Raw genomic sequence first — 24,081 nt, 5'->3', positions numbered from 1 at the left:
CCCCGGACGTTCAGGCACGGCCTGGATGGTTGCGGTACTGCTGGCACTGCTGATGCTGGTCAACTTCCTCGACAAGGTGGTCATCGGCCTGGTCGCAGTGCCGATGTCCAAAGAGCTTGGCCTGTCACCGACCGAGTTCGGCCTGGTGGGCGGCGCCTTGCACTGGTTCTTCGCTATTTCCGCAGTGGTCGGTGGCTTCATGGCCAATCGCCGGCCGACCCGCACGCTGCTCTTGGGCATGGGCGCGTTTTGGGCGTTGATCCAGTTGCCGATGCTGTTTGTTACATCCTTGTGGGCCATCGTGGCCTGTCGCGTGCTGCTGGGCATAGGCGAGGGGCCGGCGTCGCCGGTGGCGACCCACGCCCTGTACAAGTGGTTTCCCAATGACCGACGCAACCTGCCGGTGGCGCTATTGCATACCGGCAGTGCCTTCGGCCTGCTGGTCGCCGGCGCGATGATCCCCTGGGTCAGCGTGCATTACGGCTGGCGCATGAACTTCATCGTGCTGGCCGCCATCGGCGCGGTGTGGTGCGTGCTGTGGTGGCTGCTGGGACGCGAAGGCACGCTCGATCGTATTCGCCCTGGCCAGTTGAAGCAGGATGACGAGCGTGTGCCTTATCGAAAGTTGCTTACTGACAGCACGGTGCTGAGTAATTACCTGTGCCATTTCGCGGCCAACTGGTCATTGGCGCTGACCCTGACCTGGGTGCCGAGTTATCTGGAAAACGGCCTGGGTATCGATCCGATCATGACCGGCCGTGTGTTCGTGTTGTTTGTGGTCGTCACCACGCCGCTGAGCCTATTCATGGCCTGGCTTTCGCAGCGCCTGATGCGCGGCGGCATGGCGACGCGATGGTCGCGAGGCGCTTTCGTTTCGTTTTGTCTGATCGCCAGCGGTCTGCTCAGCGCTGCGCTGTTTCTACCGGGGCTATCGAGCATTGAACGGATCGTCTGCCTGACATTCAGCGGCGGTCTGGCGCTGGTGATGTACTCGGTGGGGCCGGCCATGCTCGCCGAGTTCACGCCGGGCAGCCAGCGCGCGGGAATTCTGGCGATCGGCAATGGCATCGCCTCGCTGGCCGGTCTGTCGGCACCGGTGGTCACCGGAATCCTGGTGCAGGGCGCCGGTGCCGAGCATCCGGCCGGTTATGGCGAGGGGTTTCTGGTCTGCGGCGCGGTGCTGGTGGTGGCGGGGCTGATCGGGTTGTGGTGGATGGATCCGCAGAAAACCCGCGAGCGGCTGCGAAATGTCGTCGGTGTCGCGCAGCCTCGGGTCAATTGAAACGCCGGGCGCTGCGCGATGCGGCGCCCTTACTGATCGCTCGTGTTCCGCTCTTCCTCCAGCGTACGTTCGATCAGACTGCCTTTCCAGCGGTCATCGCGCACCGCCTCGATCAAGAGCCCGCGCACCAAGTCGCGCATGCAGGTAGCCGCGAACGACAGCGGTTTGTGCTGCGAATGGGCCAGGGAAATGGTGCGGGTGATCCGTGGTTCCACGATCAGTCGTGCCGAGATCGGTTGCAGCAGTTCGGTAAGCGGTGGCCAGTTGCTGATGGTTGCCGCAAGGCCTGCACGCACCAGGCTGCTGATGCCCGGCGCCGACTGCTGCTCATAGCTCGAATCGAGCGTCACTCCGGCCTCCATCGCCGATTGCTCGATCCGCCGACGCAGGTGCAGGGCACGCGGTGGCATCACCAGCCGCGTGGCCGCCGCTTCGGCAAGCGTTATCGGCGAGTCGTCCGACTCAAGGGCAGGGGTGCCGACCCAATACAGGTCTTCAGTGAAGACCGGCTCGGCAATGACATGATCCAGCTCTTCGGCGTTGGGCACGACGCCGAAATCCACTTTGCCCAGTTCAATCGCCTGACCGCCTTCGCGACTCAAGCCATCCCATACCGTGAGTTTGATTCCCGGAAACTTGGCCTGTGCCTGGGTGATGATGGGCGGCAACAACAGCGCGGACGCGGTGGCCGGAATGGAAATCGAAACGTGACCCATCGGGTTGCCGCGACTCGACTTGAGCTCGTCCTTCACCGAATCGATCTGTTGGATCACCGACCGCGCCACTTCGTACAGCTGCCGTCCTGCATCGGTCAACTCAATGCCATCATGCTGACGGGCCAGCAGTTGCATATCCAGTTCGCTTTCCAATAAACCGATTTGGCGGCTCAGGGCAGGCTGGGCGATGAACGCCCGGCGTGCGGCATTGGAGAAGCTTCCAGCTTCGGCAATGGCGATCAGGTAACGCAGCTGTTTCAAAGTCATGGGCAAATCTCTGGCTATGCCGAAGTGCTATGGCAACTATCTGAAGACGCTATTTGTCGGGCCCCAGGGGCCTACTTAGTATCCATTGATACACATCCAGAGGCTATCCGACCACTCGAAAAGAATGATTTGCCACCTGTCCCGGCAGCCTTTTCAACGGTATCCGCCGGGACCTCCAGCTGTTCACTCTCTGATAAACACAATAAGAGGTTAAGAGTGATGACAACCCGCAATCGAGGTGTATTCCGTCCGTCCCTGAGGCCCGTCTCCTGCTGTCTGCTGTTTGCAATGACGTGTGCCACCGGCGCGCTGGCCACGGGCCAATTGCCCCCGGATCTGACGCCCATAGGCGCAGAACGCGGTGCTTCCCCTGACGGGCGAATTCCGGCCTGGCAGGGCGGGCTCACTTCCGCTCAGCAGCGACTGGAACGCAACGGCACGCCGGTCGATCCTTATGCCGGGGAGCGCCCGCTGTACGAAATCACCGCGCAAAATTACCAACATTACGAGGGCCAACTGACGGCCGGGCAAATCGCTTTACTCAAGCGTTTTCCCCAGACGATGAAACTGCCGGTCTATCCCACCCATCGCAGTGTCCCGATCTCCGCGCCGCTCGCCGCTTCGGCCGCGCGCAATGCCGCACATGCGCAGTTGGCGGATCAGGGCAATGGGCTTCGCGGGTTTGCCGGGGCCGTCGCTTTCCCCGTGCCGCATAATGGTCTTGAAGTGATCTGGAACCATCTGACGCGTAACCGCAACGCCAGTTACAGCCTGGTCTCCGACAGTGTCACACCAGTGGGCAACGGCCGCTTCACCCTGATGAGCGCACGTCAGGAATTGGCCCGCCCGGACGGACTGCCGGGGGCGGGGGCCGACAATATTCTTTACTACTTCACCTATCGCATGACGGCGCCGTCGCGGCTCGCCGGCGATGCGATGGTGGTGCATGAAACACTCGACCAGGTCGCCGAGCCGCGCCTGTCCTGGATCTATAGTTCGAGCCAGCGTCGGGTCAGGCGAGCGCCCGGTATTGCCTACGACACCACCGGACCCGGAACGGGCGGGCTGCGCACCGCGGATAGTCGCGACATGTTCAATGGCGCGCCGGATCGTTATGACTGGCAGTTGGTGGGCAAGAAGTTGCTGCACGTGCCCTACAACAGCTATCGCCTGGCATCACCTGATCTGCGTTACAGCGAGTTGATCCGCCCGGGACACGTCGACCCCGTGCCTACCCGCTACGAACTGCACAGGGTGTGGGAGGTGATCGCGACCCTCAAACCCGGCACCCATCACATTTACGGCAAGCGCCGTTATTACATCGACGAAGACACCTGGGCGATTCTCGAGGCCGACCTTTACGATCAACAGGGAACGCTTTGGCGTACCACGGGTGCGCACAGTTTTTATCACCCCGGTGGCGAGGCGGCGGTCAATGCCATGGAGGCAACCTATGACTTGAAGAGCGGTCGTTTTCACGTTTCGGGCCTGATCAATGAACAGCGCATGCCTTATGTCTTCAACCTGCCCACGAGCCTCTCGTATTTCTCGCCGGGCGCCTTGCGCAGCTTTGGAGTGCGCTGATGGCGATGCCGCCAAAGCGCCGTGGCTTGACTGACATTCTGCTTGGCCCGGGAGAGTCGCCCGATCCGCGATTCACACTGGCCAACGAGCGCACCTTTCTCGCCTGGATTCGCACGTCGCTGGCCTTGCTCGGAGGCGGGATCGCCATCGAGGCCCTCACGGCCCAGGTGTTCGAGGCGCGGTTGCGAATGGTCATGGCGGTCAGTCTGCTGATACTGAGCCTGATGGTCAGCGCGGGTGCGTGCGTACGCTGGCTGCGGGTCGAGCGTGCGCTGCGCCAGCGTCGAGCACTGCCTTTGCCGGCGCTGGCACCGTCACTGGCAATGGGCTGTGTAGTCGCCACGGTGTTGGTCAGCGGCGTGCTCTGGCGGCACTGGCATGGGTGATCCGGGGTTGCAGGCCGAGCGCACGGAACTGGCCTGGCGACGTACTCTCCTGGCGCTGATTGCCGTGGTGATGCTTGCCGGACGGTTGGGCGATCCGCTGCCCACGGGGATGGGGGTCGTCGCGGCGTTGATACTGCTTGCCAGGCAGGGGCGTCGGTATCGACAGGGGTTGGCTATGTTGCAGGTCGAACGCGCGGTTCCGGCACCCTGGACGATCTTCGCATTGGGTGCGGTGGTTTGCCTGCTAAGTGTCAGCGCGATGCTCGCGTTGTTGAGCGGCGCCTGAAGCGCCGCCCGCAGCCACTCAGGGCGTCACGATATTGAATCGTGCATCAGCGTCTTCAAGGCCACCCATGAAGCGTAGGAATTTCACCTTTTCACCCTTGATGGTGATATCGCCCACCGTCGCTTCTTTCAGAAAACCCGTCTGCTTCAGCGCGATCCGGTCCAGAGTGGACTTGCTCATGCTGATCTCGACGTCGGCCTGCTCATGCCGAGTCAGATCTCGATGGGTGAGCACGCCATTTCGCAGGGTCAGGGCGTAGTCCTGGTCGAGGTCGGTAAACCGCCAGTTGATAGTCAGGTCGCTGTCGCTGGCTTTGAGCGCATCTACGCGCCCCCCCAGATAGTCGAAGAACAGCGTCGGCGTCAGTGCGCGCACCATGTCATCGACATTGCCGCCGCTGCCGGTCGCCGCGGCCACACCGTCGCGCAGTTCCTGAGCGCCGCTGAGGTAGGCGTTGCGCCAAGTGGCGTTCTCGCTCTGGTAGCCCATCTGCTCCAGCGCATCGGCCTGCAAGTGGCGCGCCTCGCTGTTGTCCGGTTCGGCGAATACCAGGTGATTGGTCAGTTGCGCCACCCAGCGATAATCCCCCTCGCCGAAGGCCTTGCGCGCCTGGCTCAGCACCTTTTCGGCGCCACCCATGGCTGCGACGTAACGCTTGCCGGCTGCCTGCGGTGTCAGCGGATCGAGGTTCGCCGGGTTGCCGTCGTAAAAGCCCATGTAACGCTGGTACACCGCACGCACGTTGTGACTCAGCGAACCGTAATAATCACGGTTGTACCACTTGCTTGCCAGTCGCGGCGGCAGGGAGGTCAGGGTATCGGCGACTTCCATGGGTGTGAGGCCCTGATTGATTAGGCGCAGGGTCTGGCTGTCGATGAAGGCGTACATGTCGCGCTGGTCGGCGAGGTAATCGCGTATCTGCGCACCGCCCCAGGTGGGCCAGTGATGCTGGGCGAAAACCACGTCGGCCTGATCGCCGTAGCGCACCAGTGACTGGTCCAGATAATGCGCCCAGATCTTCGGGTCCCGCACCAGAGCGCCGCGCAAAGTGAGCACGTTGTGCTGCACATGAGTGGCGTTCTCCGCCATGCACAGAGCCTTGAAACGAGGAAAATAGATGTTCATCTCTGCCGGCGCCTCGGTACCGGGGGTCATCTGGAACTCGACCTCGATACCGTCCAGCGTCAGGCGCTCCAGCGGCTGAGCAATTTCCCGAGTTGGCGCGATGAGGCTGACGGTCGCGTCTACCGGCACACCCTTGCCCAGCCCGGCGTCTACCTGACCGCGGTCACTGCGGGGCAGGGGCGCGCCGTACATGTATTGCGCGCGACGCTTCATCGCCGGTCCCGCCAGCACGTTTTCGCCGATGGCGTGTTCGAAGAAGCCTTGTGGCGCGATGACCTGGACCTTGCCGGCCTTGACATCGGCCTCATCGATCACCCCTCGCACGCCACCAAAATGATCGACGTGGGGATGCGTGTAGATCACCGTCGTGACGGGCTTGCGTGGACGGTGTTTGAAATACAGCTCAAGACCGGCCCTGGCGGTTTCGACCGAAAACAACGGGTCGAGAATGATCAACCCACTGTCACCTTCGACGATGGTCATGTTCGCCAGGTCCAGGCCACGAATCTGATAGATGCCCTCCGTGACCTGGAACAAACCGGCAATGGTGTTGAGCTGAGCCATGCGCCACAGACTGGGATTGACAGTGGCAGGTGCGCTCTGCTGGTTCAGGAAAGCGTATTGACTCAGGTCCCAGACTGTCTTGCCGTCTGCGTTGGCAATGACACCGTCGTAGCGTTCGATCAGGCCGCGCCTTGCCGCTTCGAAGTCTGCCGTATCGGAGAAGGGCAGCCTTTGCAGCCACGCCTGGTTGTTGTGACGGGTGACGTCGGTTGCGTCTTTGGCCGGCGTCGCGGCGAAAGCGCCGATCGGGGCCAGCAGGGCAAGTGCCAGCAAGGGCTGTTTGAAGCGCATGGAAGGGTCCTTGTTATTGTTGAGGCGATCCACTCTAAGGAGCACGTCGGACGGCATCCAATACCAGAGCGGCATGGTGGCTATCGCGTTGCGCGATGGCTCAAGTGGCTCCAATCGTCATGATTTGCTCCACCAGCCACCCCAGCGCAGGGTCATGCTGACGATGCGTCAGGTGCACCAGTTCCAGTTCGAAGGGCTCCAGCGCAAAAGGCAATTCAAACAATTCAAGGGGCAGCAGCGTGGCGAACTGTTGCGCCAGCGTCATCGGCAGCACGGCGCACAGATCCGTGGCCGCCACTAGATGGGCGGCCTGCAGGTAGTTGGGTGTGGTATAGACGATCTGCCGTGCGAGATTTTGCTCGGCCAGCCATTGATCGACCATGCCTCGGGTCTGACCGCCATGCACCCACAGGTGGCGCATCCGCAGAAACGCGTCCAGGGTCAAGCCGTTGCCCATTTCCGGGTGGCCTTGGCGCACCGCGACCCGCAACGTCTCGCGGCGCCACAGATGCCGGCCAAAGCGTGCCGGCACGTCATCGAAACGGCCTAGCACCAGGTCGAGTTCGCCGCGATCCAGTGCTTCGGCCGGCAGGTCCGGTGTCAGGTGCGCGACATCGATACGCAGCAATGGCGCTTGTAGCTGAAGATGTGCCAGCAAGGGCGGCATGCACATCTGCTCGACGAAGTCGGTGACGGCAATGCGTAGCTGGCGTTGGCTGTGTTGCGGTTCGAAGGCATCGCCGATGACCAGGGTCTGCTCGATCTGCTGCAACGCTGCGCGGATTGGCCCTTCCAGCGCCAGCGCCCTGGGGGTAGGGCGCATGCGACGTCCGACGCGCACCAGCAGCGGGTCGCCCAGTTGATCCCGCAAGCGCGCCAGGGCGTTGCTGACGGTCGGTTGAGTCAGAGACAGACGCTCGGCTGCACGGGAAACGTTCTGCTCGCGAAGGAGCATGTCGAAGACCCGCAGCAGATTCAGATCGAAGTTCAATGTATTCATGCACGGAATATATGGCATGTAAAAATGAAATTTCAAAAATACTTGATGCCTGCTTAGTGTGACGGCTGTTCTTTTTTTCACAAAAGCAGGAGCGCCGCGCGTGAGTAACTCTTTTGAAATCCAGCAGGTCGCCGTCATTGGTGCCGGCACCATGGGCCGGGGCATTGTTGTCAGCCTCGCCAGTGCCGGGTTGTCGGTGTTGTGGCTGGAAAGCAATGCCGCCACCCTCGACGCGGGCCTGACCATGATCCAGCAGACCTGGGCGCAGCAAGTCGATAAACAACGCATCACCCAGGCCCAGGCTGACGACAATCTGCGCCGTGTGCGGGCGGTGGCCGATTACGCCAGCCTGGCCGACGCCGACATTGCGATCGAAGCGGTTTATGAGAACCTGGAAATCAAGCAGGCGATCTTCCGCGAACTGGATGCTCATCTGAAGCCGCAGGCGATTCTGGCCAGCAATACCTCTGCACTGGATATCGACAGCATCGCCGCCGTGACTGGCCGCGCATCGCAGGTCTTGGGCCTGCACTTTTTCAGCCCGGCTCACATCATGAAACTGCTGGAAATCGTGCGCGGCAAGCACACCCAGAGCGCGGTGCTGCAAGTGGCGCAGGCCCTGGGCCAGCGCATCGGCAAGGTGGCGGTAATCGCCGGCAATTGCCCGGGCTTCATTGGCAACCGCATGCTGCGCAGCTACGTCGCTGAAGCACGCAAGCTCCTGCTTGAAGGCGCGTTGCCGCACGAAGTGGATGAGGCGTTGCAGCAATTCGGTTTCGCCATGGGACCGTTTCGCATGTATGACGTGGTCGGCATCGATCTGGAGTGGCGCGCCCGTCAACTGGCCGGTCAGGGCATGGAGGCACCCTTGGTGCAAATCGACAATGCTCTGTGTGAGCTCGGTCGCCTGGGACAGAAGACCGGCGAGGGTTACTACCGATACGCTCCCGGAAGTCGCAAGGCGGAGCATGATCCGCAGGTCGATGCGCTTGTGCTCAAGGTTTCCCAGGGCCTGGGCTATCGCCGCCGCGTCATAGAACCGCAGGAAATTCTCGAACGTTGCCTGCTCGCGCTGGTCAACGAAGGCGCGAAAATTCTTGAAGAGGGCATCGCTGCCAACAGTCATGACATCGATCAGGTCTGGATCAATGGCTACGGTTTTCCCGCCGAGATCGGCGGGCCGATGACTTGGGCAGATTCGCAAGGGATTAACGCAATTGGCGCTCGCCTCGAACGCTTGCAGCAGGTGCTGGGCGAGCACTGGTGCCCCGCAGCGCTGATCGACCAATTGAGCATCCGCAACAAGCATTTCGGCGAAGTGGCGGGGGAACTGGCATGAACTATCAGGCTCCGTTGCGAGAGGTGCGTTTTGTTCTGCACGAACTGTTTGACGTCTCGGGTCACTGCGAACAACTGGGCATCGACCTGGACCGCGACACGCTCGATGGCATTCTGGAAGAAGCGGCGCGTTTTGCCGGCGAAGTGATCGCACCGCTCAACCGCAATAGCGATGAACAGGGTTGTCAGCTTTCGGGTGGCGATGTCCGCACCCCGGACGGCTTCAAGGAGGCCTATGGTCAGTACGTCGACAACGGCTGGGCGAGCATGACCGGCCCCATGGAGTTCGGGGGGCAGGGTCTGCCGCAAATGGCGTCGGCCAGTTTCCATGAAATGCTGATGGCGGCGTCGTTGTCCTTTCGCATCTATTCGGGGCTCACCGAAGGTGCGGTGCTGGCGTTGCATCGCCATGGCAGCGAAGCGCTCAAGCAAGCCTGGTTGGGCAAGATGGTCAGCGGGCAGTGGACTGGAACCATGTGTCTCACCGAGCCCCAGGCCGGCACCGACCTTGCCTTGTTGCGCACTCGCGCCCAGCCCGATGTCGATGGCAGCTTCGAGATTACCGGCAGCAAGATTTTCATCAGCGGCGGCGAGCAGGACCTGACGGACAACATCATTCATCTGGTACTGGCCCGCTTGCCCGATGCACCGGCAGGGGTCAAGGGCATCAGTCTGTTCCTGGTGCCCAAGGTGTTGCCAGATGGTCGGCGAAATGCCCTGAGCTGTGGTGCGCTGGAGCACAAGATGGGCATCAAGGGCGCTTCCACCTGCGTGATGAATTTCGACGGTGCGCGAGGCTGGCTGATCGGCGAGGCCAATCAAGGACTGGCCTGCATGTTCACCATGATGAACGACGCGCGTTTCCAGGTCGGCCTGCAAGGCTTGGGTATCGCCGAGGCTGCGTTCCAGGGTGGTTTGAGCTACGCCCGCGAACGCTTGCAATCGCGTTCGCTGACCGGTGCCGTGGCGCCGGATAAGCCGGCTGATCCGATCATCGTCCACCCCGATGTGCGACGCATGTTGCTCACCCAGAAAACCCTTACCGAAGGCTGTCGGATGCTGGGCATCTACACGGCGCGGCAACTGGACCTCGAACACGCAGCGCAGGAGCCTGAGACCCGGCGCGCGGCCTCCCGTCGCGCCGCGCTGCTGATCCCCATCGTCAAGGCGTTCTTCACCGATGTCGGTCAGGAAGTCGCGAGCCTTGGCGTGCAGCTGTATGGCGGCCATGGCTACATCCGGGAGTGGGGCATGGAGCAACTGATGCGCGACAGCCGTATCACCCAGCTCTATGAAGGAACCAATGGCATTCAGGCGCTGGACCTGGTTCGCCGCAAACTGCTTGGCGACGGTGGTACGGAGCTGAACGCGCTGATCGAAGAGTTTGGCCGGCACGTCGATGCGGCCGGCGCTCACGTCGAACTGCAGGGGATGGCGGTCGCAGTCGCCCGACGACTCGAAGAATGGCGCGCACTCGGCGCTTCCATCATCGAAGCCTGCCAGCGAGAGCCGCAGGAAATCGGCGCAGTCTCGGTGGATTTTCTCGCCTATTCGGCCTACGTCCTGCTGGCGGGTTTCTGGTTACAGGCGGCGCTGCGAGCCAGCACCGAGTTGGCCAATGGCAGCAGCGAAACAGCGTTCTACCAAGCCAAGCTGCACGCTGCCGATTTTTACTGGCGCCGCGTATTGCCGCGCGCCACGGCTCATCGCGAGGCGTTGCTCGGCGGCGCTGACTGCCTGATGGCCGTGCCGGCCTGCGACTTCGCGTGTTGATTGCAGACCCACAATAATAAGGAGGCGCTGCCATGCAGCCATTCAGCTTTGCTACCACCGCGCAGATTCTCTGCGAAGCCGGCTCGGTCCGGCGTCTGGCCGGCCTTTGCCGCGAGCGTGGAGCGCAGCGTGTATTGATCGTCACCGATCCGGGGATCGTCCGGCTGGGACTGTTGGATGACGTGTTGCCCGGCTTTACCGAGGCGCAGGTCGCTGTGGCGATTTTCAGCGAGGTATCGGCCGACCCGAGTCAGGCGTGTGTGCTGGCCGCCACGCAACGCGCGCAGCATATCGGCGCGGACCTTATTGTAGGTTTCGGCGGTGGCAGCTCGATGGACGTCGCCAAATTGGTCGCGTTGCTGGCCAGTCCCGATTGCGCGCAGTCTATCGCCGAGTTGTACGGCGTCGACAAGGTGCGCGGGCGACGTCTGCCGCTGATCCAGGTGCCAACAACTGCGGGGACCGGTTCGGAGGTCACGCCGATCGCGATCGTCACCACCGGCGACACCAGCAAGCTGGGCGTGGTCTCGCCATTGCTGCTGCCGGATCTGGCAGTGCTGGATGCCGCCTGCACATTGGGTCTGCCGCCGGCCGTGACAGCCGCGACGGGAATCGATGCCATGGTGCATGCGATCGAGGCCTACACCAGCAAACTCAAGCGCAATCCTCTGTCGAGCCTGCTGGCTCGCGAGGCGCTGCGGCTGTTGTCCGGCAATCTGCACCAGGCGGTGCATGAGGGCAGCAATCTGGCTGCTCGTCAGGACATGCTGCTCGGCGCCTGTCTTGCGGGCCAAGCGTTTGCCAATGCGCCGGTTGCGGCGGTGCATGCGCTGGCCTATCCGTTGGGCGGGCATTTCCACATTCCCCATGGGTTGGCGAATGCGCTGGTTTTGCCCCACGTGCTGCGATTCAACCTGCCCGTCGCGACGGCGGACTATGCCGAGTTGGCGCCGGTGATTCTGGGCGAGCGCTTGAAGGCGGGGGGGCATCGTGACCAGGCCGAACAGTTCGTTGCAGAACTGGCGCAACTGGGTCCCCGTTGCGGGCTGCCAGACCGCCTGCGCGATACCGCAGTCACCAAAGAAAGCCTGGCTCGACTGGCGGCGGACGCGATGCAACAGCAACGCCTGCTGGTGAACAATCCGCGTGAAGTCAGCGAAGCCGACGCCCTGGCGATCTATGAGGCGGCATATTGATGAGCCACCCGAGACAACGCGACAGCTACCGGCACTTCACGACGATCGCTACCCGCTGGCATGACAACGACGTTTATGGACATGTGAACAACGTCGTCTACTACAGCTTTTTCGACACTGCGGTGAATCGTCTGCTGATCGAACGAGGCGGGTTGGATATCCACCACGGACCGGTCATCGGCCTGGTGGTGAACTCAAGCTGCGATTACTTCGCGCCGGTCGCCTTTCCACAACTCATCGAGGTCGGTCTGTCGGTGACCCGGCTGGGTAACAGCTCGGTGTCCTACCAGCTAGCGGTATTTGCCGATGGTCACGACCTGGCCAGTGCGCTGGGACGCTTCGTACACGTTTTCGTCAACCGGCATGATCGCCGCTCGGTGCCCATTCCCGAAGAGCTGCGCGGGGCCTTGAATAAATGGCTTTGTGACGGCTTATCTTCCCCGAACAAGGAATTGCAAACATGAAGGACGCCGTCATCGTAGCCACTGCCCGCACGCCGATCGCCAAGGCGATGCGCGGTGCATTCAACGACTTGAAGACGCCGAGCATGACCGCCATTGCCATCCGCGCCGCCGTCGAGCGCGCCGGCATCGAACCTGCGCAGATCGAGGATCTTGTGCTGGGTACCGCCATGCAAAGCGGTACGGCGGCAATCAACCCGGCGCGCCTGTCGGCGTTGGCGGCCGGGCTGCCTGTCTCAGTGAGCGGACAGACCATCGACCGCCAGTGCGCATCGGGTCTGATGGCCATTGCCATTGCCGCCAAGCAAATCATGGTCGACGGCATGCTGGCGACCGTTGGCGCCGGACAGGAACAGATCAGTCTGGTCCAGCATGCCCACAACCAATTGGCGAGCGAGGCCTACGACGCCAATGTGCTGCGCATGAGCGAACACGCCTACATGCCGATGCTGCAGACGGCCGAGTACGTGGCGCGACGGTATGGCATCAGCCGTGAGTCGCAGGACACCTACGCGCTGCAATCACAGCGACGTACTGCTGCCGCTCAGGCGGCTGGACTGTTCGCCGACGAAATCATTCCAGTCTCTACGCGCAAGCGGGTCGTCGATAAGGAAAGAGGCGCGGTCAGCTATCAGGACGTCCGGCTTTCTGCGGACGAAGGCAATCGCCCCAATACCGTACTGGCGGATCTGCAAGCGCTGAAACCGGTGGTGGAGGGTGGCTGTGTCACGGCGGGCAACGCCAGCCAGTTGTCCGATGGCGCCAGTGCCTGTGTATTGCTGGAAGGGAGTTTGGCGGCTCGACTGGGGAGCACACCGTTAGGGCTTTATCGCGGCATCGCCGTGGTCGGTCTGGCGCCGGAAGAAATGGGGATCGGACCGGTACTGGCGGTGCCTCGTTTGCTGCGTGAACACGGTTTGACGGTGGACGACATCGGCTTGTGGGAGCTCAACGAAGCGTTCGCCTGCCAGGTGCTGTACTGCGCCGAGCGATTGGGCATCGACCCAATGAAACTGAACGTCAATGGCGGTGCGATTTCCATCGGGCATCCCTACGGCATGAGCGGGGCGCGTATGGTTGGTCATGCATTGCTGGAGGGAAAGCGACGCGGGGTGAAGTTCGTGGTGGTGACGATGTGTGTGGGCGGCGGGATGGGAGCGGCGGGATTGTTCGAGGTGTTGTAACCGAAGCCCGAATATGGATTGGCAGCGTGCAGGCTGACGTTCAGAAAAACCTTCCGAGTGTCAGCAGAAAAGCCGGTCAGTTAGATCGGCTTTTTTGTTCTTCGCAGCCCACTAAAACCATAGCCTATGGGCATGCGCTGTGACGGCAACGGGAATTGAAAAAAGAAATGGGTACACGGTGAATCGGTCCTGATTCTGTAGACGCATTAGAAGGACTGCTTCTGGCCGATTCTGTTGAAAAAGTCGGATTTTCAGCTCGCCTGAACTCAGGCACGGCCTTTAGCGGAGAACCTACTCACCACATTGAGTGGTTTCTCGGCCCTTCGTTGACCTTTGCTGCTCTGTTATTGGGTTAGTTTGAGGTTTTTTGCTTCGTGCAGGCGCACCTATCCCGTAGCAGGTGGCCCTTGAGATGCAAGTTTGGCCAGACGCCGCAGGTTCTGTACCGCGGCCGCCAGCGTAAACTCATCGGTCGCGCCACTCATGCCACGTAGTCGCAAGCGATCCAATTTCAGGATGCGCTTGAGGTGGGCAAACAACATTTCGACCTTCTTACGTTCGTGGCGAGAGCGCACGTACGCAGGTGTCGCTGCGATGCGCCGAGCCACATCACGAGCAGCTTCATGGACGCTGCGGGCGATCTTGCGAAACGCAGTGTTCGGGCAGCACTTGGCTTTCATCGGACACGTCGCGCAGTCGGTCTGCCTGGATCGGAAGATGATGGTGTTGGCTTTGGTGACGTGCGAACGCTCGTTCTTGAAGGCTCGCCATTCGCTACGTAATGCATTGCCGGCCGGACAGCGGTATTCCTCAGCCTCTTCATTCCAGTGGAAATCGTTGCTCGAAAAACTGTCGTTCTTACGCTCGGTTTTGTCCCACACCGGCACATGCGGCTCGATGTCCTTTTCCTCTACCATCCAGGCCAGCATCGGCGCGGTACCGTAAGCGGTGTCGCCAATCAAGCGTTCCGGCTTGATGTCGAACTGCGCTTCGACCCGATCGATCATCGTCTTGGTGCTCTCGACTTCTGCGGTTCGATGAGCCGGTGTGGGTTCCACATCCATGATCACGCCGTGCTCGGTATCGATCAGATAATTCGTAGAGTAAGCGTAGAATGCTGGGCCACCTGGAGCAGCGGTCCAGCGGGCTTGAGGATCAGTCAGCGATAGGCGCTTCGGTAGCGTTTCGGCCAGAGCTTCTTCATCGAGAGCTTCAAGGTACTCGCGCACAGCGCGGGTGCTCAGGGCTGGATCGCTCCAGTTGACCTGTTCATCACCCGGTACACCGCGCTGTCGACTCGCATCCGCTTTGATGATGCTGGCGTCCACGGCAAAGCCTTCGCCCTTGACCAGGCCGGCGTCCATGCAACGACGCAGCACTTCATTGAACAGCCAGCGAAACAGATCGCTGTCCCGAAAACGGCCGTGTCTATTTTTGGAAAAGGTCGAGTGGTTGGGGACTTCATCTTCAAGGCTCAACCTGCAGAACCAGCGATACGCCAGGTTCAAATGGGCCTCTTCGCACAGCCGACGCTCTGAGCGAATGCCGTAGCAATAGCCCACGATCAGCATGCGGATCATCAGTTCGGGATCAATCGACGGACGCCCAATCGGGCTGTAAAAATCGGCGAGGTAATGGCGCAAGTCGCTCAGATCGAGACACCGATCAATGCTACGCAGAAGGTGATTGGCGGGGATGTGATCTTCAAGGTTGAACGAGTAAAACAGTCAAGCCTGCCCACTCGATACCTGTCCCATCATGCTGCGTGCATCCCTGCTGGCCAATGCCGAAATTTTGCTGGAGGCCAGCCAGGGAGCTACTTTTTCAACAGAATCGGCCGATTACAGCCGATCATTAAGTGGAGAACATCGCCTTTAGCGCTGAAGTCGGGTAGGTGACTTCGCCGGACGGTTACGCTGCACCCTCGTCTTCGATTCGTTGTGAAATCTTGATCCAAAAGGAGCGATTTAGAACCGAACCGGCATGCCAAAACCCGGTTAGTCGAATTGTGTGCCTTTTTGAATCAGCTCGACTTTGTACCCGTTGGGATCTTCAATGAAAGCGATTATCGTGCGTCCATGTTTCATGACACCTGCTGGCCGAGGAACGCGATAACCCAGAATTGCTGCGCGGTTGCACACCGCTTCTGCATCCTCAACCTCGATAGCGACATGCCCATAAGCATCGCCAAGTTCATAGCTATCCTGTCCCCAATTTCGCGTCAGTTCCAAGACGGCAGATTCTGTCTCCGGGCCATACCCGAGGAAAGCAAGGGTGAATTTGCCCTCCGGATAGTCTTTCCGTCTCAAAAGGCTCATGCCGAGCACTTTGGTGTAGAAGTGAATGGTTTTATCCAGATCTACTACGCGTAGCATGGTATGTAGGATGCGCATTAGTTTCTCCGCTGCAGCATCGGCCCGCAAGGCCGACATCTCTTAGAAGGCTTTCTCTAACAGAGACGAAAGCCGTGCGTCCACGCCCTATCTATCGCGAGCCCTTGAGGCCAGAAGATTAAGGTCATTGGATGCCTTTGCGAGGCCGATGTTAAGCTTACACTGGATTCACTAAAAGTGACAAAAAGTGAGCAGTGCCATCACAAAAGGAAAATGTCTTGAAGCTTTCACAGCTCGGTTTTTTTTGCGCCGTCGTAGAGCACGGCACAATAGCCGCCGCCGCCGTACAGCTGAATTGCGTACCCTCGAACATCACAACAAGGCTACGAGAGCTTGAAAACCAGCTGGGTGTCGTCCTGTTCAACCGAGAAAAAAACCGGTTGCTGGTTACACCCGAAGGTAGACTGGTCTACCGCAACGCAAAATTGCTCGTCGATCTCGCGGCTGAAACACGTTCGCTTTTTTCGACCGATTCCATTAATGGTGTGCTTCGAGTCGGGGCGCTGGATGTAGCGCTGGCTAATCATCTACCCCAGCGTCTCGTGCGGTACCGTCTTGAGGCGCCGGGGGTAGATCTCCACATCCGTCCGGAGCACTCGTTACACCTGGAGCGACTTTTGATCGATGGCGAGCTTGATCTGATCCTCACTGATGGCCCAATCGAGCATCCGTTGCTTGAAAGCCGCTTAGCCTTTCGTGAACGCTTACTGAGAGTGGTACCGAAGGCTTTCTCCTCGCCCACCCCCGAAGGCCTGGCTGGACTTGAACTGTATGTATTTGGTCGCACCTGTCACTACAGACACCAGGTTGACAACTGGCTTGAAAGCAACGGCATCCAGCCTCGGGCGATTCTGGAAATCGAGTCGTATCCGAGTATTTTTGCATGTATAGCAGAAGGGTTAGGCTTCGCCTGTGTGCCGGAAAGTTATGTCGACCGTTACGCTAGCCAAGCGGATACATTTCAGGCCGATCATGTGCCTGGCCTGGACTCGAGCGATATCTATTTCGTCTGGCGAAAAAGTCAGCAGTCGCCCTTAATAAAAAACTTCATCGAGATAATTGATATTCAGAGCAATTGGTCGTTACCGAGTCCAAAAAGCCGCGCTGGTGCTGATCATGGTGGACGGTAAAGGGTACCCCGCACGTAAAAGATACGTTGTTTAGCAGAAACCAGCGAATACCTTCCTGACGAAAACCAAGGGGCGTTGCTGCGATTCTTGTCAATGCCAAGACCCGGGTCGACGCCACTTACCACAACCAATACCTGAACCACGGGCAGTTGGAACCGCCTTCTGCGCTGGCCAAATTCAATCCGGACGGTTCGCAGGAGGTCTGGCTGCCGAATCAAGCGCCGGACATGTTCCGTGCGGACATAGTCAAACGCACTGGTCTGGAGCTTTCCCGCATCACATTGCATTCGCCGCTGGTGGGTGGATTCTTCGGGCGGCATTTTCTGTACGATTCCGCCAGCCCGTACCCGCAGGCCATCAATTTGTCCAAGGCAGTGGGGCGTCCGGTGAAACTAATTTGGAGTCGCGAGGAAGGGTTCAGTGCAGGACGTGCCAATTTCCAGTATGGCGAACGCGATGCAGTGGTGGTGGTGGTGGTGGTGGTGGATGAAATTGGCCGAGAAATTGCCTCGAGTCGAGAAGGCAAAGTCAGCCAACGGCGCCAATCTGATACTGTTTTTTATATTTGATCTGAGCCTTTTTTAGTGAGCCGGTGCTCTATAGGGTGCGCGTCCGACGCACCCAGTGAAGCATTGGAGATCAAGCCGATACGGGTCAACGTCGTCTCGCCAGGTGTCGTCGACACCCCGACTCGGGACTTCCTGAGCCGCGAGGATCATCAAGGTCTTCTCGAAAGCGTCGCGGGTAGCCTTCCGGTAGGTCGGGTCGGCCAAGCTGATGATCTTGCAGACGCTGCGCTGTCAATGATGGGAAATGGCTTCATCAAAGGCACCGTGCTCCACGTCGATGGTGGTGGTCGCATTGCCTGACGCTAAGCCTTTCCACTTCACCATGAGGATTTTGAAATGAGCGATAAACACGTAGCACTTGTCGTTGGTTCCAGCGGGATCATCGGCAGCGCTTTGGTCGACACGCTGTTCAGTGCGCCTGAATGGTCCGTGCGGGCTTTGCGTAAAACGAACCTGCCGGGCGTCGAGGCCATCGATTGTGATCTAAGCGATGCTAAGGCAACCCGGTTAGCGCTCGAAGCCGCATCAGATACCACTCATGTGTTCTATGCGGCGTTGCAGACCGATCCTGAATTGGCGCGCGAGTCTGAAATCAACACCGTGATGCTTAGAAACGTTCTGGACGGGTTAAAGGCCAACGGTGCTCCGCTACAGCGGGTTGTGCATTATCAGGGGGCAAAAGTGTATGGCGTTCACCTGGGCGCAAGCGTCGCACCATTCTATGAAGATGACCCACGCCACGTGGCTGCCAATTTCTACTATGCCCAAGAGGATTTGCTCAGAGAAAGACAGGTCAGCGACGGCCTGGATTGGAGCATCCTCAGGCCAGATGTGGTGGTAGGCGACATTGCCGGCAACCCGATGAACATCGCAATGGTGATTGGTGTCTTCGCAGCGCTGAGCAAACAGGCAGGTGTGCCACTGCGTTTCCCTGGCTCCATGCGCACGTATCGAGAGGTCGTTGCTCAACTCACCGACGCGCATTGGCTGGCACGCGCGAGCCTATGGGCCGCACTCGCACCCACGGCCCGTAACGAAGCCTTCAACCTGGTAGGAGAGCCGTTTCGCTGGGAACGCATCTGGATCAAGATCGCCGAAGCGCTAAACATGGAGGTCGCCACGCCTCAGCCGTTTTCTCTCGCCAAGCACATGCCCGGTAAAGCCAAGGACTGGGAGCGACTGGCAACTGAGCATGAGCTCAGCACATTGCCCTATGACAAGCTGGTTGGCTGGCCGTTCGGTGACTTTATCTTCAACACCGGATTCGACATGATTTCGGACATGAACAAGATCCGTCGTGCGGGCTTCACGGAAGTGGTGAACAACGAAGAGATCATGGTTGATGCGTTGAAGTGGTTGGCAGAGAAGGGATTCTTGCCAAGTATTTGAGTTGATTTCGATGGGTTGAATATCTTGACTTGGTGGCTGCTGCTTCGACGGAGGTGGCTGCTATCGGCCGATTCTGTTGAAAAAGTAGCTCCCCTGTTTGGCCTGCGGCAAAATCCTCGTATCGGCCAGCAGGGAAGCACGCAGCATGATGGGACAGTTATCGAGTGGGCAGGAGCGGCTGTTTTACTCGTTCAACCTTGAAGATCACATCCCAGCCAATCACCTTCTGCGCAGCATTGAACGGTGTCTCGATCTGAACGACCTGCGCCATTACCTCGCCGACTTCTATAGCCCGATTGGGCGTCCTTCGATTGACCCTGAGCTGATGATCCGCATGCTGATCGTCGGTTATTGCTACGGCATTCGCTCCGAGCGGCGGCTGTGTGAAGAGGCCCATTTGAACCTAGCCTATCGCTGGTTCTGCCGGTTGAGCCTTGAAGATGAAGTCCCTAATCACTCGACCTTTTCCAAGAATCGACACGGCCGCTTTCGGGACAGCGATCTGTTTCGCTGGTTGTTCAATGAAGTGTTGCGTCGCTGCATGGACGCCGGTCTGGTCAAGGGCGAAGGCTTTGCCGTGGACGCCAGCATCATCAAGGCGGATGCGAAACCGTAACCGCTGCCTGGCGTGGTGCCATGCCGCAGTGTGAGTTCGATCAAGCGGCGATGATCGGCTTGGGATTGAACGCCGCCGCCTACCTCTCGGAGATCTATCGCTCGGGCCTTGAAGCCGTGCCCAAGGGACAAGTCGAAGCGGCCAAGGCGATTGGCATGCCACACCTGAAAGTGTTGCGCTGGGTGGTGCTGCCCCAGGCGATACGTATCGTGTTGGCACCGATTGGTAGCGTGGCGATCTCGCTGTTGAAAGACACGTCGGTGGCCTCGCTGATCGCGGCGCCGGATTTGATGCTGCGGGCTCAGGATTTGAGCTCGGTGTACTTCATGCCGCTGGAGATCTACATCCTCGTTGGCGCCATCTACTTCGCGTTGTGCTACCCGCTGTCGCTGGGGGTGCGTTTGCTGGAGCGCAAGACGAGGCATTGAGCCCTTGGCTCACCGGGTTTTAATCCGCGTGAGCCGTGCTGGTTGAGAATGGGGTTTGCGCAATGTTCAATTCGAGGCAAGCGCCAGCCTTTCCTTGAACCTGGCCGAGCAGGCCCGGCGAGTCAATGCCGAACCCCACCACCCCCGGGGTAAAACCAGAGCGCATGTCCAGCTAGACCACCGCGCCAAACAAGTGCCCCACCAGGGCCGTAATGCCCATGGCCAGCGCCCCCCAGAAGGTCACCCGCCAGGCCCCGGTGATGACCTTGGCTCCACCAGCCTTGGCGGCGATGGCGCCCAATGTCCCGAGAAACACCAATGACATGCCCGATATCCAGGGCACCACACTGTGCTCCGGCGCGACAAACGTCACCGCCAGCGGCAATGCGGCACCCACCACGAAACTGGCGGCGGAGGCGAGGGCGGCCTGCAAGGGTTTGGCGGTGAGAGTGGCGCTGATGCCCAACTCGTCCCGGGCGTGAGAGCCCAGTGCGTCATGGGCCATCAACTGATCGGCCACTTGACGGGCCAGTTCGGGTGATACGCCGCGATGCATGTAGATGTTGGCGAGTTCGATGTGCTCGGCATTCGGGTCGCTGGCCAGTTCTGCCCGTTCGCGGGACAGGTCTGCCCGCTCGGTATCAGCCTGGGAGTGCACGGAAATGTACTCGCCAGCGGCCATGGACATGGCCCCGGCCATCAGCCCCGCCATTGCGGTGACCAGCAATGTGGCATGGCTGGCGTTGGCGGCCGCGACGCCGATCAGCAGGCTGGCGGTAGAGACAATCCCGTCGTTGGCCCCAAGGACGGCGGCGCGCAGCCAGCCGATACGATCGCTTCGGTGCGCCTCGGTGTGCCGGTGCATGAATTTCATTGTTTAACAGGACTCCCTGTCATTGGGCGGTTCACGTCGGACGGGTTCCGAGCGGGCCGGCAATCGGCGTCAGCGGGGTTCAATTTGCGCCTGCAACTGGCCGCCGACAATGGATATTTCTTTGAAGTGTTCACCCTCGCGCAGCACGAACAACGCGTCCATGCCGCGTTCCTGAGCCAGACGTGGGCCCTCGGTTTCGCCCAGGACCATCAGCGCCGTGGCCCAGGCATCGGCGAGCATGCACGAGGCTGCCACCACGGTGACTGCGGCGAGCGGGTTGCACAGCGGCGCGCCAGTGGCCGGGTTCATGGTGTGAGTGTAGGACTGACCGGCCACGTCGACCCAGTGTCGATAGTCCCCGGAAGTCGCGATTGCGGCATCGCTGAGTTCCATCACGCCCATGACTTCACGCACGCCCCGCTTGGGCTTCTCCAGGGCCACGGTCCAGCACTGGCCGTCAGGTTTGACGCCCCGGGCGCGCATCTCGCCATCGATGCCGACCAGATAGCGGGTGATGCCCAAACCCTCAAGGCAACGGGCCAGTTCATCCACGCCAAAACCTTTGGCGATGCCACTCAAGTCAAGGTTCAGCGGCGCGCGTTTGCGCACTTGATTGCGTTGTGGCTCAACCACCAATGCGGCGCTGGCCAACAGCCGGGCCCTCGGCGCAATCGTGCCGATCGCCTGCTCAGTGACTGTCTGCTCCCCGGGGCCGAAGCCCCAGGCGTTCACCAGGTCACCGACAGCGATGTCGAAGGCGCCGCCGGATTGCTGACTGACGCGCAGTGCAGCAGACAGCACCGTGGCCAGTTCCTTGGGCACCGACACCCATTCCTGCTCGGGGGCAGCGTTGAGGCGGTTGAGGTCCGAGTCGGGTTTCCAGGTGGACATTTGCTGGTCCACCCGGGCCACGGCGTGGGCCAGGCGCTGGCGAGCTTGGTCGGTATCGATCCCGGCCCCGGCATAAAACAGGGCGGTGAAGCGGGTGCCCATGGTTTCGCCGTTCAAGCTGTAGCGCTGCAACTCAGTAGACATCTTCACGGTAGCGTCCTTGTGCCTTTAGGGTCAGCACACTCAGGTTGAGAGGCGCCAACACTTCATCAAGGGCCTGCATCACGCCTTTGGCCATTTCGCGACTGCCACACACCAGCACTTGGGCACCTTTTTCAATCAGCCGGCGCAAGGCCAGGGCATCGCTGATCAGCCGGTCTTGCACATAGCTGCGGTCCTGAACCTGAGAGAAGGCGGCGCGCAATGCCGTGAGGCGGCGGTCCGACAAGTATTGGTTGAGCTGCGGCTCGTAGAGAAAATCCGAGGCCGGGTTGCGCCCGCCCCAATACAAGTGCATCGGGTGTCGGGCCTTGTTGTTGCGGATAAACCCGGCCAGAGGACCGATGCCGGTGCCGGCACCGATCAGGATCACCGGGTGCGTGCCCGACGCCGGGCGAAATTGCGGGTTGGGTTGGATAAACGCTTCGATCGATGCGCCGATGTCCAGGTCATGAAGGAATTGCGAGCATATGCCACCGTTGTGTTTACGCACACAGATCTCCAGCACGCCGTCCTGGGAACCGCTGGCCAGCGAGTAGAAACGCGGGATCGGGCTGCCCGGGGGCACAATCCCGACCAGGTCGCCGGCCAGAAAGGCCGGCAGCTCGCCGCAGGCTTTGAAGCGCAATATGTGGGTTGGCGCATTTACCTGTTCGCCATAGGCAATCCGCTCTGTCAGCTCCAATGGCTGGGTACGCGGCTGCTGCGGGGTGTGAACCAGCGCCAGCTCCTGCCCCAACACGTCGCCCAATGCGTGGCCCCAGCGCGCAAACTCCTGAGGGGATTGACGGTTGACGGTTTCTAGCCCCAGCAGTGGCGAACCACCGGCCCGCAACATGGCGTCCTGCACTTGAAGGGCGTACTGACAGAACTGCGCAAACTGGCGGTCGCCCATGCCCAGCACCGCAAAGGGCAGGCCGGGCTTGAGGCCGGTTTTGGCCAGCCGCGCCAGGAATTGCGAAGCCGAGGCGGGCGCATCGCCGTCACCGTGGGTCGCGGTGAGGATTAACACCCGTTGGGCATTGCGGTAATCGCCCGTCCATTCATTCATCGCCGCGCTGTGCACCTGATGGCCACTCTGGTGCAAGGCGTCGTGCAAGGTTTTGGCAAAACCCCAGGTGCTGTTGTTTTCACTGCCCACCAGAATCACGCTGTCGGCACAGTGGGCAGGGCTGTTGTGACGGATGTTCGGGTCAGCCTTTCGGCGGCGCCACCACAACAGAATGCCGGTCACGCTCATCACCGGTACGCCGAGGGCGCAGAGTCCGAGCGGCAGGCCCAGCCACCAGAGGCCTTCGCCGGTGTGCAACTGATAGATCAATTCATATAGGTTGTGCATCGAGTCGTGGGCTTGATAGGACAGCAAGGCGCCGCTGGCCTGATCCAAGTAGCCGTCGCCCTGGGCCGTGCGCAGGGAAAACACATCGCGCGGGTTGCCGGGGCTCGGGTAGACCAGTTCGCGCAGGTCGTTCAGGTCGGTGGCCTGTAAGGCTTGCAGCTTCGCCACCGGCAAGGCCGGGCCGGCGCTGACGTGGGCGGGGAAGGCGGGTTCACTTTGACTGCCGTCGGCGATAAACCCAAACGTGGTGGCGGACATATAGAGCCCGCTCAATGCCGACAGCAGCAGCCCGAGCAAGGCCAGTCGCCCGACTTCAGCATGCCAGCGCTGGCTGAAAGTGCCCCGTAGCGGCCGCAGCAGGTTGCGCCAGCCACCCAGGCGCCGGGCGAGCAATAGCGCGCCAGACACCGACAACATCAACATGAACAGCGCGCCGACACCCGATACTCCATGGCCTGGCGAGCCGAGGAGCATCGAGCGGTGCAGCTCTTTCACCCAACGCGTGAACGCGGAGGGTGCATAGGGTGCCAGGCCTTCGCCGGTCAGTGGATCGACCGTTTCAACCCCGGCCTGACCGTTCTGGTTGTAGTAGACGATGACTGTCCCGGACGCGGTGCGCTGGATCTGCTCCACGCCCGGGAAGTGATTGGCCACACGTCCGGCCAATTGGCCGACGTTGAGTTGCCCGGTGGCGGTGGCGGTGCTGTGCAAGTGTTCCAGCGCCGGGTCGACCGACAGGATCGCGCCACTGATGGCCAACAGCATGACCAACAGGGCCGCGATCAGGCCGGGCAGGGAATGGGACTGGCGAAGCATGTTCAGCCTCCAGAAAGGGCAGGT

General features: G+C 60.5%; 20 protein-coding genes and 3 pseudogenes. 15 read left to right on the top strand and 8 right to left on the bottom strand.

Going from position 1 to position 24,081, the window contains the following annotated elements; genetic code table 11:
- The first annotated feature begins 25 nt into the window (after nucleotides 1-25).
- Complete coding sequence (locus CGA21_RS04740; RefSeq protein ID WP_110752311.1) at nucleotides 26-1,282, top strand: MFS transporter; 1,257 nt, start codon at nucleotides 26-28, stop codon at nucleotides 1,280-1,282.
- Nucleotides 1,283-1,311: 29 nt separating this feature from the next.
- Here CGA21_RS04740 and CGA21_RS04735 read toward each other — a convergent pair whose 3' ends face one another.
- The gene (locus CGA21_RS04735; RefSeq protein WP_188263650.1) at nucleotides 1,312-2,265 is read right to left on the bottom strand and encodes a LysR family transcriptional regulator; all 954 of its coding nucleotides are present in this window, start codon (nucleotides 2,263-2,265) and stop codon (nucleotides 1,312-1,314) included.
- Between the two features lie 288 nt (nucleotides 2,266-2,553).
- Here CGA21_RS04735 and CGA21_RS04730 point away from each other — a divergent pair, with 288 nt between their 5' ends.
- The 3 genes from CGA21_RS04730 to CGA21_RS04720 are packed head-to-tail and all read left to right on the top strand — an operon-like array spanning nucleotide 2,554 to nucleotide 4,521.
- Nucleotides 2,554-3,849 carry a DUF1329 domain-containing protein gene (locus CGA21_RS04730; protein WP_188263649.1) on the top strand — a complete coding sequence of 432 codons (1,296 nt, stop codon included), beginning with the start codon at nucleotides 2,554-2,556 and terminating at the stop codon, nucleotides 3,847-3,849.
- Complete coding sequence (locus CGA21_RS04725; protein WP_110752317.1) at nucleotides 3,849-4,235, top strand: YidH family protein; 387 nt, start codon at nucleotides 3,849-3,851, stop codon at nucleotides 4,233-4,235. The genes CGA21_RS04730 and CGA21_RS04725 overlap by 1 nt, the downstream gene beginning before the upstream one ends.
- A complete protein-coding gene (locus tag CGA21_RS04720) occupies nucleotides 4,228-4,521 on the top strand; it encodes a DUF202 domain-containing protein (protein ID WP_110752319.1) in 294 nt (97 codons plus the stop codon). The genes CGA21_RS04725 and CGA21_RS04720 overlap by 8 nt, the downstream gene beginning before the upstream one ends.
- An 18-nt stretch (nucleotides 4,522-4,539) precedes the next feature.
- Here the strand turns inward: CGA21_RS04720 and CGA21_RS04715 are convergent, their stop codons facing one another.
- Together CGA21_RS04715 and CGA21_RS04710 are read right to left on the bottom strand one after the other, a co-directional pair.
- Entirely contained in the window at nucleotides 4,540-6,501 is a 1,962-nt protein-coding gene (locus CGA21_RS04715) for an alkyl/aryl-sulfatase (RefSeq protein ID WP_110752321.1), read from the bottom strand.
- A gap of 100 nt (nucleotides 6,502-6,601) precedes the next feature.
- The gene (locus CGA21_RS04710) at nucleotides 6,602-7,519 is read right to left on the bottom strand and encodes a LysR family transcriptional regulator (RefSeq protein WP_110752323.1); all 918 of its coding nucleotides are present in this window, start codon (nucleotides 7,517-7,519) and stop codon (nucleotides 6,602-6,604) included.
- An 82-nt stretch (nucleotides 7,520-7,601) separates the two neighbouring features.
- Between CGA21_RS04710 and CGA21_RS04705 the strand changes: the two genes are divergently transcribed.
- From CGA21_RS04705 to CGA21_RS04685, 5 genes are read left to right on the top strand one after another with little or no spacing between them, the layout of a single operon-like run.
- Nucleotides 7,602-8,840: a 3-hydroxyacyl-CoA dehydrogenase NAD-binding domain-containing protein gene (locus CGA21_RS04705; RefSeq protein ID WP_110752325.1), complete on the top strand. Its 1,239-nt coding sequence runs from the start codon at nucleotides 7,602-7,604 to the stop codon at nucleotides 8,838-8,840.
- A complete protein-coding gene (locus tag CGA21_RS04700; protein WP_188263648.1) occupies nucleotides 8,837-10,612 on the top strand; it encodes an acyl-CoA dehydrogenase C-terminal domain-containing protein in 1,776 nt (591 codons plus the stop codon). Before CGA21_RS04705 ends, CGA21_RS04700 begins: the two co-directional genes overlap by 4 nt.
- 32 nt (nucleotides 10,613-10,644) lie before the next feature.
- Complete coding sequence (locus CGA21_RS04695) at nucleotides 10,645-11,808, top strand: iron-containing alcohol dehydrogenase (protein WP_188263647.1); 1,164 nt, start codon at nucleotides 10,645-10,647, stop codon at nucleotides 11,806-11,808.
- On the top strand, nucleotides 11,808-12,272 hold the full coding sequence (locus CGA21_RS04690; protein ID WP_110752331.1) for an acyl-CoA thioesterase: 465 nt from the start codon (nucleotides 11,808-11,810) through the stop codon (nucleotides 12,270-12,272). Before CGA21_RS04695 ends, CGA21_RS04690 begins: the two co-directional genes overlap by 1 nt.
- Nucleotides 12,269-13,453: an acetyl-CoA C-acyltransferase gene (locus CGA21_RS04685; protein ID WP_188263646.1), complete on the top strand. Its 1,185-nt coding sequence runs from the start codon at nucleotides 12,269-12,271 to the stop codon at nucleotides 13,451-13,453. Before CGA21_RS04690 ends, CGA21_RS04685 begins: the two co-directional genes overlap by 4 nt.
- A 386-nt stretch (nucleotides 13,454-13,839) precedes the next feature.
- On the opposite strand, the gene CGA21_RS04680 is transcribed toward CGA21_RS04685, so the two are convergent.
- Nucleotides 13,840-15,180 (bottom strand): transposase, encoded by a 1,341-nt coding sequence (locus CGA21_RS04680; protein ID WP_223194008.1) that lies wholly within the window; start codon nucleotides 15,178-15,180, stop codon nucleotides 13,840-13,842.
- Between the two features lie 270 nt (nucleotides 15,181-15,450).
- Entirely contained in the window at nucleotides 15,451-15,846 is a 396-nt protein-coding gene (gene gloA / locus CGA21_RS04675) for a lactoylglutathione lyase (RefSeq protein WP_084321250.1), read from the bottom strand.
- 218 nt (nucleotides 15,847-16,064) lie between these two features.
- On the opposite strand from gloA, the pseudogene CGA21_RS04670 reads away from it, so the two are divergent.
- The 6 genes and pseudogenes from CGA21_RS04670 to CGA21_RS04645 all read left to right on the top strand — a co-directional run.
- Nucleotides 16,065-16,907, top strand: a pseudogene (locus tag CGA21_RS04670) (LysR family transcriptional regulator); the annotation flags it as partial.
- Nucleotides 16,908-17,033: 126 nt separating this feature from the next.
- Nucleotides 17,034-17,395 (top strand): annotated as a pseudogene (locus CGA21_RS04665) (molybdopterin cofactor-binding domain-containing protein); the annotation flags it as partial.
- A gap of 213 nt (nucleotides 17,396-17,608) precedes the next feature.
- The gene (locus tag CGA21_RS04660) at nucleotides 17,609-17,845 is read left to right on the top strand and encodes an SDR family oxidoreductase (RefSeq protein WP_177010335.1); all 237 of its coding nucleotides are present in this window, start codon (nucleotides 17,609-17,611) and stop codon (nucleotides 17,843-17,845) included.
- Between the two features lie 36 nt (nucleotides 17,846-17,881).
- Complete coding sequence (locus CGA21_RS04655) at nucleotides 17,882-18,934, top strand: SDR family oxidoreductase (protein WP_084321206.1); 1,053 nt, start codon at nucleotides 17,882-17,884, stop codon at nucleotides 18,932-18,934.
- A gap of 145 nt (nucleotides 18,935-19,079) precedes the next feature.
- A pseudogene (locus CGA21_RS04650) lies at nucleotides 19,080-19,541 on the top strand (transposase); the annotation flags it as partial.
- Between the two features lie 29 nt (nucleotides 19,542-19,570).
- Nucleotides 19,571-19,978 (top strand): amino acid ABC transporter permease, encoded by a 408-nt coding sequence (locus CGA21_RS04645; protein WP_223193991.1) that lies wholly within the window; start codon nucleotides 19,571-19,573, stop codon nucleotides 19,976-19,978.
- Between the two features lie 172 nt (nucleotides 19,979-20,150).
- Here CGA21_RS04645 and CGA21_RS04640 read toward each other — a convergent pair whose 3' ends face one another.
- The 3 genes from CGA21_RS04640 to CGA21_RS04630 form a co-directional block, all read right to left on the bottom strand.
- Nucleotides 20,151-20,852, bottom strand: coding sequence for a VIT family protein (locus CGA21_RS04640; RefSeq protein WP_188263644.1), 702 nt, complete (start codon nucleotides 20,850-20,852; stop codon nucleotides 20,151-20,153).
- A 69-nt stretch (nucleotides 20,853-20,921) separates the two neighbouring features.
- A complete protein-coding gene (locus CGA21_RS04635) occupies nucleotides 20,922-21,887 on the bottom strand; it encodes an FAD:protein FMN transferase (protein ID WP_188263688.1) in 966 nt (321 codons plus the stop codon).
- Nucleotides 21,877-24,057: a PepSY domain-containing protein gene (locus CGA21_RS04630; RefSeq protein ID WP_188263643.1), complete on the bottom strand. Its 2,181-nt coding sequence runs from the start codon at nucleotides 24,055-24,057 to the stop codon at nucleotides 21,877-21,879. The genes CGA21_RS04635 and CGA21_RS04630 overlap by 11 nt, the downstream gene beginning before the upstream one ends.
- Nucleotides 24,058-24,081 lie beyond the last annotated feature (24 nt).

The organism is Pseudomonas sp. PSB11, assembly GCF_014596605.1.
Lineage (GTDB): Bacteria > Pseudomonadota > Gammaproteobacteria > Pseudomonadales > Pseudomonadaceae > Aquipseudomonas > Aquipseudomonas umsongensis.
The sequence above is the reverse complement of the archived record's forward strand: the minus strand, read 5'-3'. Positions and strand labels throughout refer to the sequence as shown.